This window comes from Novosphingobium anseongense (assembly GCF_037482895.1).
Taxonomy (GTDB): Bacteria; Pseudomonadota; Alphaproteobacteria; order Sphingomonadales; family Sphingomonadaceae; genus Novosphingobium; species Novosphingobium anseongense.
The window spans coordinates 1,282,090-1,298,840 of record NZ_JBBHJZ010000001.1; the positions used below are offsets into that span (position 1 = coordinate 1,282,090).

A 16,751-nucleotide genomic window follows, 5' to 3' on the forward strand; every position below is an offset into this window, starting at 1 on the left:
ATCGGCGAGAACGCGGTTTCCCCCTTCGCCCCCGCGATGAAATGCGTCGCTATTCGGCCGGAGCGGCCTCCAGCGTCGGCTCCTGACGTGCGTGCAGCCGGATTGCCGGCAACCAGAACATGGCGGCTATGCCCAGCGCGCAGAAGGTCCAGAAGATCCCCTTGTAGCTGCCGGTCAGGTCGAAGATCAGGCCGAACAGCGGCGGCGTCGCCAGCATCGCGATCAGGATGACCCCCGAAAGAAGCCCCATGGCGCGACCGACCGCGCGCTGGCCAAAGACCCGCGGCGCGATGAAGCTCTCGATCGGGATCATCAGTCCGCCGAAGATGCCGATGCAGGCCACGCCCAGCGCGATCGCGCTGTAGCCGGCGCTGGCCTGGGTCAGCAGGCCGATACCCAAGGCAAAACCGCCGAGCGCGACGAACATCAGCGTGCGCGGCCCCACGCGATCGGCCAGCGCGGCGAAGCTGAGCTTGGCGACGAAGCTGCAGGCCGAATAGACCGAGATCAGCGTCGCCGCCCGGGTCGCGTCGATGCCGCTGTCCTTGGCCAGCGGCGCCAGGTTGGTGATCATCCCCTTCATCCCGGCCGTGACGATCGCGACCGTGCCGGCGATGGCCCAGAACGCGGGATCGGTCAGGATCTGCCGGGCGGAGATCGGTGCCCTGCCCAGTTCCTGCCGCGCCAGTTCGGGCGCTTCGGGCGCACCGTCGGGATGGAGCCCGCGATCGGCGGGCCGCTCGACGACGAGCAGCGCCGCCGGCACGGTCCAGACGATCAGCACCAGCGAGAGCAGTTGCAGCGCCTGTCGCCAGTCATGGGTATCGAGCAGCCCCTGGATGATCAGCGGAAAGGCAAAGCCGCCCGCGGAGATGCCCGCGATGGCCACGCCGATCGCACGGCCGCGCAGATTGGCGAACCAGCGCGAAAGCAGCACCGTCGCCGCCACCGGCCCCATCAGCGCGTTGGCCGGCGCAATCAGCAGGGCGAAGGCGACGAGGACCTGGACGAACGAGGTCGCCAGCGAGATCGCCGTATAGCCGGCCGCCAGGAAGCAACCGCCCGCGATCATGAGCCTGCGCACCGAAAAGCGGTCGGCGAGGTTGCCGATCAGGGGCATCAGCACCGCGCTCACGGCCGAATAGACCGTCATCGCCAGCATCAGCACCATGCGGGTGGGCTGGAATTCCTGCGCCAGCGGCACGGCAACCAGCGAATAGGTAGAGGCGATCATGCCCGAGGCGGAAAGCAGCAGGAAGCAGATGCCGACCTGGCGCCAGCCGACGGCGAACGAAGCGGGCATGGGCTGAACTCTCCTCGGCATCTTGTTGTCGGGCGCTTGTGCCAGACATCGCGCCAAGGTCAACGCGCTCGTATACAATCGCCCGCATCGGCGGCGATTGGGTCAGCCGCCCGCGGTTTCGATGCAGCCGTACCAGCCGAGGCCGGCATAGGTTTCGTATCCCGGGGTCAAGGCATAGGAGACCAGCTTGGCGCCGTTCTGATAGAATCCGCGCTTGCTGCCGGCCTGGAGCGAATAGGTCTCGGCCTCGCCGTGTCCGGTCGAAGAGGCGATGACGCGGTGCTGGGCGTTCAGCAGCATGATGCGCGTGGTCTTGCGCTCTTCGGCATCGAGCGGCACCCCCTCGACGATCGCTTTGGCCTGCGGCTCCCAGTCGAAGAATATCCCGAGCACGCCCAGCGGCTGGCCGTGCTCGACGCCGCCGGCGCGGATCGCCGTGGCATAGGTCGCGACCTCGGCGCGATCGAGCGCCGGATTGCGTTCGATGTCGCAGACGGTGAAGGCGTCGCCGCTGGTCGTGGCCATGCCGTTGCGGAACCACTCGGTGCCGGCGACATTGCGCCCGACGACCGAACCGTAGCGATCGGGCCGGCCATTCGCCACGACCACGCCGTTGCGATCGGCGATCCAGAGATCGAGATAGACCGTGTAGGAGCGCAGGATCGTCGCGAGCCGCCGCGTGGCATGGGCCTGGGCTTCGGACGAAGGCTGCTCGAGCAGATCGACCACGGCGGTGTCGGTCGCCCACCAGCGCACGTCGCACGAACGCTCGTAGAGATTGCGATCGATGATCTCGACCGCGTTGTGCGCCATGTCGGCGAAGCGATTGCCGCGGGAATCGAGCAGCATCTGCCGTCCCGCCGCCTCGATACGGCCGGCGTTGTCGTTGATCGCGGTGCGCAGGCCCGCCGACAGCGCGCTGACCTCCTTGGTCACTTCGCCCATCTCGTGCGCGACGACCGCGAAGCTCTTGCCGACCTCGCCGGCACGCGCGGCCTCGAGCCGGGCGTTCATCGCCAACATCTGCGTCTTGACCATGATCATGTCGATCGAGCTGATCTTCTCGGCCGTGTTGCGCGACAGATCGAGCGCGAGTGTCAGAATGTCGTCTTGCAATGTAGCGCCCCCGCCGTCGCGTATGATCGCCTCGCGCAGGACACCCTTTCCCAAACCCGACGTTTTCCGCCGTTTCGCGGCCATTTATCCGCATAACTACTTACCGGGGCGTTAAGCCTGTTTCTGCGACGCGAAAAAATCCGAAAAGCCGCGTCCAGGCGGGAACCGATCGCCACGCTCGCGCGTATAGGGTGTAACTGTCGCCGCCTATCCTCCCTGGGCCCGAGTGCTCAAAGCTGGCGGCGACAGGCTTCTCCCTCAAGCTTCGGCGCTTCCCCCTTGCCCTCGCAGGGGTTCTCCGCCCATTTAGGCAGAGATGCTGCGTCAATACGAACTTGTCGAACGTGTGAAGGCCTACGATCCCGATGCGGACGAGGCCATGCTGAACCGTGCTTACGTCTATACCGTCCAGAAGCACGGCACGCAGAAGCGCGCCTCGGGCGATCCCTATTTCAGCCATCCGGTCGAAGTCGCCGGACTGATGACCGAGCTCAAGCTCGACCAGGAGACGATCGTCACCGCGCTGCTCCACGACACGGTCGAGGACACCCTGGCAACGATCGAGGAGGTCGAGAAGTTCTTCGGGCCCGACGTCGCCCGCCTCGTCGACGGCGTCACCAAGCTCTCGAAGATCGAGACGCTGACCGAGAACGAACGCGCCGCCGAGAACCTGCGCAAGTTCCTGCTCGCGATGAGCGAGGACCTGCGCGTCCTGCTCGTCAAGCTGGCCGACCGCCTGCACAACATGCGCACGCTCCATTTCATCAAGAGCGAGGACAAGCGCCGCCGCATCGCGCGCGAGACGATGGATATCTATGCTCCGCTCGCCGAGCGCGTGGGCATGTACGAATATATGCGCGAGATGCAGTTGCTCGCTTTCGAGCAGCTCGAGCCCGAGGCCTATGCGACGATCACCGGCCGGCTCGCGCAGATCCGCAGCCAGGAAGGCAGCCAGGTCGGCGCGATCGCGCTGTCGGTCAAGCAGGCGCTGGCCGAAACCGGGCTCAAGGTCGAGGTCTCGGGGCGCGAGAAGCATCCCTACTCGATCTGGAAGAAGATGGCCGAGCGCCACGTCACCTTCGAGCAGATCACCGACATCATGGCCTTCCGCGTCATCACCGACAGCGTCGAGGACAGCTACAAGGCGCTCGGGGTGCTCCACCAGACCTGGCAGATGATCCCCGGCCGCTTCAAGGACTACATGTCGACGCCGAAGACCAACGGCTACCGCTCGCTGCACACGGCGCTGATCTACGAGAATTCGATGCGCGTCGAAGTGCAGATCCGCACCAAGGACATGCACCAGACCAACGAATACGGTCTTGCCGCGCACTGGGCCTACAAGCAGGGCGGCGAGCGCCCCGACGGTCCGCGACCCGACGAAGAAGTGGGCTGGCTGCGCGACCTCGTCGAGATCGTCGACGCCAGCCACGACGCCGAGGAACTGCTCGAGCACACCAAGCTGGCGATCTACCAGGACCGCATCTTCGCCTTCACGCCTAAGGGCTCGCTGCACCAGCTGCCCAAGGGCTCGACCCCGGTCGACTTCGCCTATGCGGTGCACACCGATCTGGGCAATGCCGCGGTCGGCGCCAAGATCAACGGCCGCCACATCCCTTTGCGCACCCCGCTCAACAACGGCGACGTGGTCGAGATCATCAAGAGCCGCAACGCCCAACCGCAGCTCTCGTGGCTGGGCTTCGTCGTCACCGGCAAGGCGCGCGCGGCGATCCGCCGCGCGGTGCGCGCCAAGGAGCTTCAGGAAATCGCCGCGATCGGCCGCAAGCTGTTCGAGGAGATCGTCGAGCGGCTGCCCACCAAGATCGGCAAGAAGGCGATCGCCGACGCGGTCAAGCGCCTGGGCTTCGCGCGCGAGGAAGAGCTGATGGCGGCGATCGGCACGGCCAAGCTGTCAGACCGGGAGGTCATGGAAGCGCTCGTCCCCGGCAGCGCCGCCGATCTCGCCGACGATCACGACTGGCCCAAGCAGGAGCGCGCGATCTCGATCCGCGGCCTGACCCCGGGCATGGCCTTCCATCTCGCCGACTGCTGCCACCCGGTGCCGGGCGATCGCATCGTCGGCCTGCGCCAGCCCGGCAAGGGCGTGGAGGTCCACACGATCGACTGCCTGAGCCTGGCCAGCGGCATCGATGCCGACTGGCTCGACCTGTCGTGGGGCGAGCGCTCGACCGGCGCCGTCGGCCGCCTGCGCGTGGTGCTCTACAACCGCCCGGGCACCCTGGCCGAAGTCACCGCGATCTTCGCCAACAACCGCGCCAACGTCACCGATCTGCACATGATCCAGCGCGACGACCCTTTCGGCACCTACGAGGTCGATCTCGAGGTCAAGGACGTCGCGCACCTCAGCCGGATCATCTCTTCGCTGCGCGCGAGCGAGGCCGTGGCCGAGGCCGAACGCATCTGACGGGAAATAGCAGGCCATGCCTTGCGCAGCGCTCCGGCTGCCGCTAGGGCGCGCCTTCCAGAGCATGCGGAGCGGTGGCCGAGTGGTCGAAGGCGCTCGCCTGGAAAGTGAGTATACGTCAAAAGCGTATCGAGGGTTCGAATCCCTCCCGCTCCGCCATCACCCTGTTCGCGTACATCCGAATGCGCCGCAAAAGTGCCGACAGCACAGGCCCTTCCTCCTTGCGCGCTGCGGTTTCGGGATCAGGCGACCAGCGCTACCGTCGTTCTAGCAGAGCCGAAAAGAGCCGGCCGGAACCGTCTGGTCATGCCGCTGACGGTCCTGCTCGGGAGATCTTCCGCGGTGAGCGCGAAACGGGGGAACCGCGGGCCACGCCACGCTTGAGCAATCCGGCGCCTTGCCGGTATGCGCGAGCCAATCTTCTCAGCGCGTTTCCGGCAGGCGGGTCATTCTCGCATAGACGCTGCGAACCGCCGCCGTAGCGGCGGTGGAACATAGCGAAGCATGCTCCCTCGCCGACCGCGAGGAAGGGGCGTTATCAGCCCAGTCGACGACCGTGACGAAGTCCCGCAACCATCAAAGGGTTGCCGCAGCGGCCGCAGGTCGCTTTCCAGGTGCGACGAAGTCATCCGCCGGCGAAAGCTTGATGTGCATCCTCTCGAGACCGCGAATGATGAAGCTCGGCTCGTAGTTGAGATCCGCGACACCGTTGGGATGCTTCTCGAGATCGAGTGCGATCTTCGAGGTCATGCTCAGGAACTTCTCCATGATCACGCGGACTTCCACCCGCGCGAGCGGAGCGCCGGCGCATACGTGCTTGCCGCGACCGAAACCGACGTGCTCGACCACCTTCTTTCGCCCGATGATCAATTCGTTCGGATCGTTGGTCGAGCCCTCGATCCGCAGCACTTCCTCCAGGAAGGCTCCGATGAGCTTGGGTTCGGCACGCAGCCGGCTCTGGAGTTCCTGATCCTCGACGAGGTACTTCATCGAATTGCCCAGCAGCTTGGCCGAGGTGTCCTGGCCGGCGCCGAACATGAACATGCCGAGCTGGACGAGGTCGTAGATTTCAGGCGTCGTGCCGTCGTTGTATTTGGCGTGCGCGCACTCGGTCAGGATGTCGTCGCGGGGATTCGCGCGGCGATCCGCCAGGTAGCCGTAGAAATACTTCCCCATGATCGCGAAGGGATGCTCGGCGCCGCCCGACATCGGATCGGTGCCGTCGAGGGCCCAAGGAATGGGACCGCTGGCGATGGCGTCCATGCCGGTTGACCGCAGTTCATCCGTCGCCGGATCGGCGTTTTGACGGGCGGTCGAAATTTCTTATGTCGACGCGTCGGCGCTAGTCGCGCACGACGCCGTCCTCGTTGGCCATCCAGTGGACGAAGCGGTGCAGCGGGTACATCGCGTCGTGGGGATTGCCGATCGCGCTGGGACCGGCTTCGCCGAGCCTGACCACGCGCTGCGCCCCGCCGCTGGCGAGATGATCGCGCAGCGCGGCCATACGCTCGAACGGGTAGACGCCGACGGTCTGGGTGGCGACGTTCACGTACTTCATCGCCTCCATGAGATCGGGTACGCAGACCACGTTCGAGGTCTTGCGCAGCGGATGGAAGTCGACCGGCTCTTCCGAACGGATCGCGACGCCCCGGCCGTCGGTCTTGCCGAAGACCGCATATTCGTCGTCCATCATGCGCAGGACGTCGATCTGCTCCTTGAGCTCCATGTCGAGCGGGCGCGGCGTGCCCTCGTCCATGCGGTCGACGCGGATCTGATCGGCGAGGACCTGACAATAGCGATCCGCCTGTTCGGGTGTGGCTTCGATGAAAGTGAAACGGCTGGAGACACAGGGTTCCTGGCCACCCATCGCCACGTCGCTCGCGTTGAGCGTCGCGGCCTCGACCAGCGTCTGCTCGCTCGCGAAGGCCTCGCGCCCGACCATCGAGATCGACGTCTTGGGGTCGAACGAGACGAGCTGGAAGCCCGGGCCGACGTACTTCATCACATTGTTGATCGCATCCCCACCGCCCCAGGCGACGAGCTTGTCGAAATATTGCGGGCGATAGAGGACGCGCTCGACGCTCTCATCGCCACCGCGCCAGTAGATCGCCGACATCGACTGGACGACAGGGTGGTTCGGATCGACCTCGGCCATCGTGCGCAGGAAGGCGACGGTCGAGAACGGGTCGGCCGAGGCCATCTTGAACAGGCTGACCGATTTCACGAGCGCCGACTGGGCAATCGACTGGATGCCCTGGGTCGGTGCGTTTCCGGGCAGGACGTGGATCAGCCGCGGGGCATAGGCGCGAATGAACGAACGACGGCCCTGATGATCGGTATGTGGCACCCATTCGTCGAGCGCCTTGGGGTTGGGGAAGTTCTGCTCGACCAGTTCCCTCAGGACCTTGGGGTCGAGGTATCCGATCGCATGCTTGAGCTGGAACTCGATCGACTTGCGCGGCTGCAGGCTGACCTTGGCCATGCGGTCGATCGTGGTCTGGATATGCGGGTTGTTGGGATCGGCAAGCTTCTGGCCGGCCTCGTGAAGGAAGTCGATGATCTCGGACAGCGGCGTGTTGAGCAGCGGCGGAAGTTCCGATCGCGGATGGACGAGGCTGTCGAGGTCGATCTTCGGTGTCGCGAAATCGACGCCGAGGTCGCGCGAGCGATGGACCTGCCCGGCGCCTTCGACGAGCTTGCCACGGATGAAGAACGGCGCGGAATCGGCCTGCGTCGCAGCGGTGATTTCGGTTACGGTGTTCATGGGTTCTCTCCTGGAATGGCGCAGATCAGGACAGGCCGCGGACATAGGCATCGACCGTGCCGGCACAGCCGATCTTGTCGTCGCCCTCGAGGTCGGCGTAGCGCGCGATGTCGTCCTTGATCGACGGCGAGCCATTGCCGCAGGCGCAGGGGCTGAAGTCTATCTCGATACGATCACCCGAGATCACTCCGCCCCAGCGACCGTCCATCGACAGGTCGAAGAAGGCCGCACGCGCCTCGATCGGGCCCTGCCCGTCCACGCTAGCCTCGAAGCCCGGCGCAAGCGCATCGCCCTCCTTGTTGAGTGGAATGGCGACGAGCCAGGCCGGCAGGTGATAGCGCTGACCTTTCTGGCAGCGCGGCGCCGAGGTGTTGACCTCCTGCATGCCGTACATCTGGTAGATGAAATTCGGCTGGAGATTGAAGGTCTCAAAGACGAATTCGCGGTAGTTGTCGGGCAGCTGGGCGCGCTTGAGGCCGCCGCCGAGGAAGACGCCGTTCTCGGGGTGAAAGTCCTTGGCGCTGTAGCCTTTGGCGCGCACGGCCTCGGCAAAGGGATAGAGCGCCCCCCACATGCCGGTGATGTAGAGCTTCTGGTCGCGCTTGGCGATGATGTCGTCGACCGCGCCTTCCTGCGCAGCGTCCAGGGCTTGCTGCCGGCCGGCGGATTCAGCCTCGAACTCGGCGATCTCGCCGGGCTTGGCCGTGCCGTCGGCGATCGCCTTCCGCAGCGTGATCATCTTGGTCATCGAGCCGATCGTGACCGGCGGCAGCCCGGAATTGAACCGCGGCGCCTCGGGGTCGACGAAGGCCCCCATCATGGCCATACCCATCGCGGTGTTGCGCGGCGTATAAGCCACGGCGCCTGCAGCGCCCGCCGTGGTGCGCATGTCCCTCACGCGGATATCCGATCCCCACTGGACCGCAGCCACGCCGTCCCTGGCCGCGAAGTCGAGATCATGCTGCGAGGCGACGAGCATCGCCGACTTGCCGGTAGTGCCCGACGAGCAAGAAACGTGGTGTCCGGCCTTGCCGCAGGCGACGACCCAATCGTCGATGTCCTCTACCCCCGACAGATCGATATTATCGGTCGGATGGGCCGACACCGTGCCGAGCCACTTGGTCAGGCGATCCCACTTCTTCTCGGTGAGGAAGCTCTCGGGATAAGACTTGTAAGCCGTATGCGGCAGCAGCAACGGGACGACATCGGCAAGGTTCTTGACTTCGGTGATGCCGGCATCGGCCGCGCGCAGCTTGACCAACTTGATCCGCTCGCCCTGCTCGACCAGCCTTTCGGCGATCGCCGCCACCTGGACATCGCGCACCTCGCCGTAGGACGCGTAGGCCTGCGCGGTGCCGGCCGTGCTTAGCAGCTTGTCGCAGTTAGCACCCATGAACCTTCTCCCATCGAATCGATTTGCTTCGACGCATACGATAATGTGTTATATGAAATAACACAACTAGGATGGATGCCAGGTCGCGGCGGCCTGTCGCAGAACAAGGATTTTCCAGGATGCAAAGCTACCGGCCACCTTCGCAGAACGGCACGCTTTCGATTGTAACGGGCACCGGTGGCCTGGGCTACGAAGTCGCGCTTGCGCTGTCTCGCGCCGGCGGCCGTGTGATCCTCGCAGGACGAAACGCAAAGACGGGCGCCGGGGCCGTCGCCGCGATCGCGGCTGCCGCGCCCGGCGCCGATGTCGCATTCGAAGTGCTCGATCTGGCCAGCCTGCGATCGGTTCGCGACTTTGCTGCGCGCTTGCGCGGAAGCGAGCAGGCCGTCGATCGCCTGATCAACAACGCCGGCGTCATGTCGCCGCCCCGGCTCGAACTCACGAGCGAAGGCCACGAGGTGCAGTTCGGCGTCAACTATCTCGCACATTTCGCGCTGACCGCGGAACTGCTGCCGCTGCTCCGCGCGAGGCCCGGCGCGCGGGTCGTCAACGTGACGAGCCTGGCGCAGCACTACGCCAAGTTCGACATCGAAAACCTGCGTAGCGAAAAAGGCTATCATCCTGGCCGCGCCTATTGCGGATCGAAGCTGCTCCAGGCGATGTTCGCGCGCGAACTGCAAAAGCGCAGCGACGCGGCCGGCTGGGGTCTGACCAGCCTCTCCGCCCACCCGGGCTTTGCCGGGACCAATCTCTTCGAGACCGGCGGCGGAATGAGCCGGTTCGTAAGCACCCGCATCCTCTTGCCGCTGCTCGGGCAATCGGCCTCGGCCGGGTCATCACCCATTCTCTTCGCCGCAACATCTCCCGAAATCGATGGCGGGGCGCTCTATGGCCCGACGGGCTTCATGCAGATGCGCGGTGCCCCGGGTCCCGGCAAATATGCCAAGATCGTGGAAGACCAAGCCGTGCGCAGCGATGTGTGGCGCAGGTCCGAGGACCTTGCCGGGGTGCGCTACGGCTGATCCGTTTTCGGATCCCGGCTCAGCGCAGGCACCACGCGGGGCCGCGCGGTGACATCGACGATCAGCGCGTCGAACAGCGCAACGATATCGTCCAGCGGATAGTCTTCGGGCTGGCGCAGCCACCAGGCCAGTATCTCGAAGATACCGCTGGTGACGAAAGGTGCCGCCAGTTCGACCGGCAACCAGGGATTGGCGCGGGGTCCGCTGTGCCCGCGCTCTTCGGCTATGCGCGCGAATTCCGCACGCATGATGTGAGCAGCACCGCCATTCAGCAACACGGTCCAGAGCTTGCGATGGGCATGAACATGGCTGCACAGTTCGAAGGCGCTGCCCTGCCCCTCGCCGTTCAGCGCCGCATGGCCAAGCGAGATCAGCGTACGCACCTCGTCGGTTGCGATCTCCTCCAGAAGTTCGTTCTTGGTGGCATAACGACGAAAGAAGGTGGGATAGCTCAGCCCCGCGCCATCGGTGATCTCCTTTATCGAGATCTCTTCGAGTGGTTTGCGTTCGATCAGATCGAGGAACGTCGCGCGCATCGCCTCGGCCGATCGCTGCGCCCTTGCGTCGCCGCTTTTCGACGGTGTCGTCGTCCTTGCTCGGGCCAAAACGGATCGTCCCCTGAATACGCCAGCCAGAAAGCGCTGGTTCTCCGTTCTATCGCGAAAACACCCGCGCTTGTCAGCCGTCAACTCCGCATCGCCTCATTCGGGCCGGGTCTCCCATGCCGGAAAGGATCCTAGCCGGAAGATCAGCGCGGCGCAGAGCACGCTCGTGCCGATGCCCGTCCACAACAACGGGCCGTAGCTGCCAAAATGATCGAAGACCGCGCCGGCCGCCACCGAACCCAAGCCGCCTCCGATACCGACGAGGCTGGTCATCACGCCGAAAATCTTGCCGAAATGGGCCATGCCCGCATAGCGGCCGGTCAGGTAGGCGCAGACCTGCAGCTTGGTTCCGGTCGTATAGCCGATGATCATCATCGCGACGACATACCACCCCGCCGTGTGTTGCGGCTGCAGCAGCATCAGATAGGCGATAGCCGGCGCGAGCAGCGTGATCGCGCCGACAAGGCCGGCGTTCCAGCGATCGGTCATCCAGCCCGTCAGAAGCTTGCCGGCGATCGCGGCCGCGCCGGACAGGCTGGCCAGCCATGCCGCGTCGGCGCGCGACACGCCGGTCGAGGTGAGGAGCGGCACCTGGTGGATCAGGATCGCCGTGCCGATGAACATGGTGATCAGCGTGGAAAGGCCGATCCGCAGCAGCGGCAAGCTGCGCAGCGCCTCGCGTAGGGTCAGCCCAGGCTGCGGGGCCGTGGGCCGCGGCGCTTCGAACTGGCCGCGAATCGCCAATCTGTCCCGATCGCGCACATCGTAGAGAAAGAATAGCGCAAGCAGCACGCAAGGCGCCGACCAGCCCAGGCCGATCCAGAGATAGGCCTGGCGCCAGCCGAATTCGTCGGTCAGCCATTGCGCCAGCGGTGGCGCGGCAATCTGCGAAATGGCCGTACCGCAAAGCACGACGCCGAGGGCCAGCCCGCGCGCGGCCGTGAAGGCGTTCGAAACGGCCGTGGTCCAGACCGTCGCCTTGATGCCGAGGCTGACCAGTCCATAGAACAGCCACAGCAGGTACCACTGCACCATCGATCCATTGGCGAGACTGACCAGCGCCAGCGACGCCCCGGTCAGCGCGAGCGAGGGTATCGCCATCCGACGGCTGCCCCAACGATCGATCAGACCGCCGATCGAAGGCGAAAGCAAAACCATGATCAACGATGGAATGACGCTGACCACCGAAATCTGAGCGCGGGTCCAGCCGAACTCGGCTTCGAGCGGCTCCATGACGAGGCCAATGACATAGGACGAGACAGTATGGAGCGAAAAGCCGGCGGCGGAGGCGAGGACCAGTGGGCCATGGGTGCGCCATTCGTCGCTCGCCTGCGTCCTGCCGATCATGTTCGGGCTTTCCATCGAACGTCTCCCGAAACCTGTGTTCCTGGCCAAGGCGTGTCCCCGCAGATGCCGGAGCGGAGGTCCGGACACCTGCGAAGACCCTTTTAGAATTCGATCGAAAGATCGATGCCGTAAGTGCGCGCCGGCACGTAGCTTGCCGAAGTGGCGAAGGGCGTGAACAGCGCCGTGGTCATGTCGCGACGGTTCGTCAGGTTCTTGCCCCAGAGCGCCAGTTCCGCATCGACCGGCCCCAGCGCGAGATGGCGAAGCGCGATGCGACCATTGATCGTCCAGTAGCCGTCCACCTTTTCCGCACCGCGATTCCAGTCGAAGATCTGGATCGCAGGGTTGCCCGCGAAGCTCGTGCCCCCCTGGTAGAACCCGTCGCTGCGCAGGCTCAGGGTCGTTTCGCCGAACAGCGGCTGGGTTTCATAGGAGCCATAGAGGCTGCCGGTCCAGGCCGGCCTTGCCGTCACGTCGAGCCGGCCACCGTTGGCCGCCAGAACACCCGGTTCGACGAACGGGAACGAGATGTCGGTGTAGCTGAGACTGCCGCCCATCGTCACGCCGCGCGTCGGCGCCGCGGTGACTTCCAGTTCGAATCCACGCGCGCGGACCTTGCCTTGGTCGCCGACGAAGACGCTGAGCTTGGGCAGCATCTCGCCGGCGATCGTGGCGCCGTAGAGCTGGGTCAGGATCGGCAGAGCCAGCGCCGCCGATGCCGTCGCCGAAGTCGATTGTGCTTGCTGGAAATGGTTATAGTCGACGTGGAAAAGCGCCAGATTGGTGCGCAGCTTGTTGTCGAGGAAATCGGCCTTGATGCCCAGCTCCCAGGACTTTGCGGTCTCGGGTTCATAAGGGATGCCGCCGGTCGAACCGCCCGACACGAACGAATTCGAGAACTTGCCGTAGATCAGCGTGTCGTCGTTCGGGGTCCAGTTCACGCCGAAGAGGAAGTTGGGCTTGGTCTTCTTGAAATCGGGCGGCGTGATCACCGTGTTGGGCGATACCACTCCCGTCGGCCCACGCGTGTTGTAGGTGAAGGTGCTGGTCTTCTTGTCGCGCGTGATGCGCGCACCTAGCACGACCTCGAGCTGCGGCGTGAACTTGTACTCGAGCTGCGCATAGGCCGCGATCGAGGTCGCCTCGTTGTCATAGACGCCCTCGTTGCCCAACGGAATCCGGCCATTCTGCTGCACGAAGGTCGGGAACGACAGCGTGTTCTGCAGGCCCTGCGGACCGCCCGCGATATCCTTCGAATGGAACCACAGCGCCCCGACGGTCGCGTTGAGATTGCCCGAAGTGAAATTGACCTGAAGTTCGTCGCTCCACTGCTTCGACACCGAGGCCGACTGCGAGGCGACGAGGATGAAGCGCTGCCCGACCAGCGGCGCAAGCTGAGCCGCGAAAGCGGGGATCGCGGCCTGGGCCGCCGCGGCATTGGGAATGCCCGGCGTGCCGATCGAGCTGAACGCGACGAGCGTCGCATAGGGAACCAGTGCCGGCTGGGTGAAGGTCAGGCTCGAAATGCCGTCGATCGGCGTCGGGCCGAGCACTTGGGATTTGCGATAGGCGAAGATGTTCTTGACCGTCAGGCTGTCGCTGGCCTGCCAGGTCGCGGTCGCGCTGTGGCCCTGGACGGTCTGGGTGCGCGGGACGGCAAAGCCGTTGGTCGCGATGTCGGGGCGTTTGCCGTCTGGGCGGGCGTAAAGATCCTGGCTCGCGTAGAGCGGCTTCAGGATATTGCCGACAAGCGCCGGCAGACCGGAGAAATTGGGATCGTAACCGACGAAGCCGGTGACGTCAGGCGTGCCGCTGTCCTCGTTGCGATCGTACTTGTAGACGATCTTGAAGGTGTCGCTCGGCTCGAACTTCACCGAGCCGAAATACGAGTTGGAATCGACCGTACCCAGATATTCGGCCGAGCGCTGGACGCCGAAGGGCGACGTCGAGCGATCCCAGATCAGCCCGGCGGCGGCGTTGCGCACTTCGCCGCGGCGATAGTTCCGCACGAAACTGCCGAAGGCGCTGAACGGCCCCATCTGCGGCAGGTCGGCGGTGACGCGGAAGCGATAGGCATCGCGGTTACCGATCGAGCCCTCGGCCTTGATATGGGCCTCGCCGCCGGGATCGCGCGTGGTGATGCTGATCGCGCCGGCGGTGGCATTGCGGCCGAACAGCGTGCCCTGCGGTCCGCGGAGCACTTCGAGCCGCTGGATGTCGGGCAGTTCGAAGATCGAACCGCGCGGGCTGCCGACGTAGACGCCGTCGATGTAGATCGAAACCTGCTTGTCCGATCCGGGCACTACGCCAAAGCTGCTCTGGCCGCGGATGGTGAACACGGGCACGGAGCTGCCCCCAGGCGACGGCTTGACCGTGACGCCCGGAGCGATCGCCGAAAGGTCGTTGACCGTGAAGATACGGTTCGCCTGCAAGCTTTCTGGCGTGATCGCGGTGACCGCGATCGGCACGTCCTGCAGGCTCTGCTCGCGCTTCTGCGCGGTGACGACGATCTCCTCGAGGCCGCCCTCGCCGTCAGCGCTTTGCGCCCAGGCTTGCGAAGCGAAGGTAGAACCTGCCGCCAATACGGTCGACGCGAGCCAAAGGGCGCGCGTGATATTGCTCCTCATCCGTTCTCTCCCTTGACGGCCCGGCGCGTTCACCCGCCCTCGCCGCCGATCTATTTAGATACCGACGCTCGCAGCTTTCCTGTTCGCCTGGAGGCAAGTCCGGGCGCGATGCCGAGGCGCAGCCCATCGCCCGCGCGACACCACCTGAACGGCGAGGCGCGCGGCGAGAGCATTTGCCGAGCAGTCGAATTCGGGCATCACCCGAAGCAGTCACCTGCGATACAATGGCTCATATATATGTAATATGAAATCACACAACTGCAAATTTCGAGGTTTTGTGCAATCGAGATCGGGCATGCCGATTGCTTGTGGCGACAGCCAAACGGCGCGATACCCTAGATAAATCTTGCGCGCGGGCCCGAGGTCAAAGCAGGAGCGATCTATCGATAGACTTGGATTGCCCGTATCCTCCACCGTCTGGCTTGGGCGCACCTGCCCGCGTGGCTGATAGCGGAAGAGGTGAAAGCGGGTACGTTGATCGCCATCGCAGGAAGCGGCCTGCCCGGACGAACGGAGCAAATTGCCGCGATACGTCGCAGGGACAGACCTCATGGTCCGACCGGTGATGCGCTTTTGGGTCGCATCGCGAACCCGATAAGCAGAAAATACCCCGCCTAAACCTGACTGACCTCGACGCTAGCCATCGTTCGCAGCGAGCGGCATTCGACGGTCAGCCGGAACGCGATGAATCCAGCCTTGCCGCCAGCGCCGCAGTGACGCCGTTCGTCCAGCCAAAGCCCTCTTGCGTGACGTATTCGCCGCCGTCCCCACTTCCGCCCCGCTCGACATCGTACTTCTCGAGCATCCGTCCGGTGGCCGCGAACTCCGTTTTGACGGTAGCAATCCAGCGACCGGCAAGATCCTGTGCCAGCGTGGGCTCGCCATGGCTCGCGAACGCCTGGCAGGCGATCCACTGGAGCGGCGCCCAGCCATTGGGCGCATCCCACTGTTGCCCCGTCTCCACCAAGGTTGTCCTGAGGCCGCCGGGAGCCATCAGATGGCGGCGCGCCGCCGCGATCGTGCGGGCGGCAGCGGACGGATCGGCGCAGCCGGTAAAGAGCGGATAGAGCATGGCCGCCGTCGGCTGGTCGGACACGGTTTCGTCGTCCATGCTGTAATCGGCGAAGAAGCCCTTGGCCTCGTTCCAGTTCAGGAGCGCGATCGCCTCTCGCCTCATCAGCGCAGCACGTTCCATTGCCGGATCACCGGCCTCGGCCAGCGCGCTTTCGAGGCCGAATAACAGGGCGTTGAGGCAGCAGGGTACGATCCGCGTCGTGCGGATGGTTTCGAGACGACGGCCATCCGCCAACCAGCGTGAGGTGAAATCCCAACCGCTTTCCGCGCCCGCACGCAGTTCGCGCCAGACTTCAGCCTCGGGTCGCCCGCTCTTGCGTGCCGTCGCAAGGTCCTCGGTCCAACTCTCGTCCCGCGGGCGATCGGCGTCGTCCCAATAGCGGTTGAGGCTTCTACCGCCGGCAAGGCTCACGACGCGGCCGCCCGACATCCAGTATTCGTGCTCGCGCCGCAGCGCACGCAGCAGCCGGGGATCGCGCTTTCGCTCCGACAGGCCGACCATGAGATAGAAGACGGGCGGCTGCGAGCGCGACAGGTAGTAGCTTCGCGTCCCGTTGGGCACGTGACCGAAGCGATCGATCAGATCCGCGAAGAGATCGACCATCTCTTCGACCAGGTCCTGCCGCCCTTGGGCAACGAGACCGAGCATCGTGAAATAGCTGTCCCAATAGTAGAGTTCGCGAAAGCGCCCACCGGGGACTACGAAGCGATGGGCGAGGCCGATTGCCGAGCCCTGCTCGATGGCGCCGTCGCGCTCGAGCCGCGGCCAGGTGCGCGCGATATGCTGCGCAATGTCCTCCGCGGCACGATCCGCCGTCGGGTTGGCGTCCTCCTCTTCGGGCAGAGCGAAATTCGCCGCGACGAAGCGTCGAAGATCCTCGGGTCCGGCAGTTCCCAATGCGAGATATTCAGCCAGAATCGCCTGAGCCTCGCGCAGCGGCACGGCATCGGCGAAGGTCTTGCTGTCCGCGAAGATTCCGCTTTCCTGGATGGCCGCGAACAGCGCGCCATAGAGCAGCGACGGCGGTTCGATCCCGGCGTCATTGTCGCTTGTCGTCGAGTGCGATTGCATTAT

The 16,751-nt window shown here is 64.9% G+C and carries 11 protein-coding genes and 1 tRNA gene; 3 read left to right on the plus strand and 9 right to left on the minus strand.

Annotation, left to right across the window (positions count from 1 at the left end):
- Positions 1-49 precede the first annotated feature (49 nt).
- Positions 50-1,303, minus strand: coding sequence for an MFS transporter (locus tag WG901_RS06135; RefSeq protein ID WP_339586123.1), 1,254 nt, complete (start codon positions 1,301-1,303; stop codon positions 50-52).
- A 102-nt stretch (positions 1,304-1,405) separates the two neighbouring features.
- Positions 1,406-2,419 carry a methyl-accepting chemotaxis protein gene (locus WG901_RS06140; RefSeq protein WP_339586124.1) on the minus strand — a complete coding sequence of 338 codons (1,014 nt, stop codon included), beginning with the start codon at positions 2,417-2,419 and terminating at the stop codon, positions 1,406-1,408.
- Between the two features lie 316 nt (positions 2,420-2,735).
- On the opposite strand from WG901_RS06140, the gene WG901_RS06145 reads away from it, so the two are divergent.
- On the plus strand, positions 2,736-4,844 hold the full coding sequence (locus tag WG901_RS06145; RefSeq protein ID WP_339586125.1) for a RelA/SpoT family protein: 2,109 nt from the start codon (positions 2,736-2,738) through the stop codon (positions 4,842-4,844).
- Positions 4,845-4,912: 68 nt separating this feature from the next.
- Positions 4,913-5,003 (plus strand) — tRNA-Ser (locus WG901_RS06150).
- 417 nt (positions 5,004-5,420) lie between these two features.
- On the opposite strand, the gene WG901_RS06155 is transcribed toward WG901_RS06150, so the two are convergent.
- The 3 genes from WG901_RS06155 to WG901_RS06165 form a co-directional block, all read right to left on the minus strand.
- On the minus strand, positions 5,421-6,107 hold the full coding sequence (locus WG901_RS06155) for a cytochrome P450 (RefSeq protein WP_339586126.1): 687 nt from the start codon (positions 6,105-6,107) through the stop codon (positions 5,421-5,423).
- Between the two features lie 79 nt (positions 6,108-6,186).
- Entirely contained in the window at positions 6,187-7,608 is a 1,422-nt protein-coding gene (locus WG901_RS06160; RefSeq protein WP_339586127.1) for an acyl-CoA reductase, read from the minus strand.
- Between the two features lie 25 nt (positions 7,609-7,633).
- Positions 7,634-9,001, minus strand: a complete 1,368-nt coding sequence (locus WG901_RS06165) for a hypothetical protein (protein WP_339586128.1) — start codon at positions 8,999-9,001, stop codon at positions 7,634-7,636.
- A 119-nt stretch (positions 9,002-9,120) separates the two neighbouring features.
- Between WG901_RS06165 and WG901_RS06170 the strand changes: the two genes are divergently transcribed.
- Positions 9,121-10,023, plus strand: coding sequence for an SDR family NAD(P)-dependent oxidoreductase (locus tag WG901_RS06170; RefSeq protein ID WP_339586129.1), 903 nt, complete (start codon positions 9,121-9,123; stop codon positions 10,021-10,023).
- On the opposite strand, the gene WG901_RS06175 is transcribed toward WG901_RS06170, so the two are convergent.
- The 4 genes from WG901_RS06175 to WG901_RS06190 all read right to left on the minus strand — a co-directional run bounded on the left by WG901_RS06175 (position 10,014) and on the right by WG901_RS06190 (position 16,748).
- Entirely contained in the window at positions 10,014-10,712 is a 699-nt protein-coding gene (locus WG901_RS06175; RefSeq protein WP_339586130.1) for a TetR/AcrR family transcriptional regulator, read from the minus strand. The genes WG901_RS06170 and WG901_RS06175 overlap by 10 nt on opposite strands.
- A 12-nt stretch (positions 10,713-10,724) precedes the next feature.
- Positions 10,725-11,990, minus strand: coding sequence for an MFS transporter (locus WG901_RS06180; RefSeq protein ID WP_339586131.1), 1,266 nt, complete (start codon positions 11,988-11,990; stop codon positions 10,725-10,727).
- An 86-nt stretch (positions 11,991-12,076) separates the two neighbouring features.
- Entirely contained in the window at positions 12,077-14,602 is a 2,526-nt protein-coding gene (locus WG901_RS06185) for a TonB-dependent receptor (protein WP_339586132.1), read from the minus strand.
- A gap of 670 nt (positions 14,603-15,272) precedes the next feature.
- Positions 15,273-16,748 (minus strand): trehalase family glycosidase, encoded by a 1,476-nt coding sequence (locus tag WG901_RS06190; RefSeq protein ID WP_339586133.1) that lies wholly within the window; start codon positions 16,746-16,748, stop codon positions 15,273-15,275.
- Positions 16,749-16,751 lie beyond the last annotated feature (3 nt).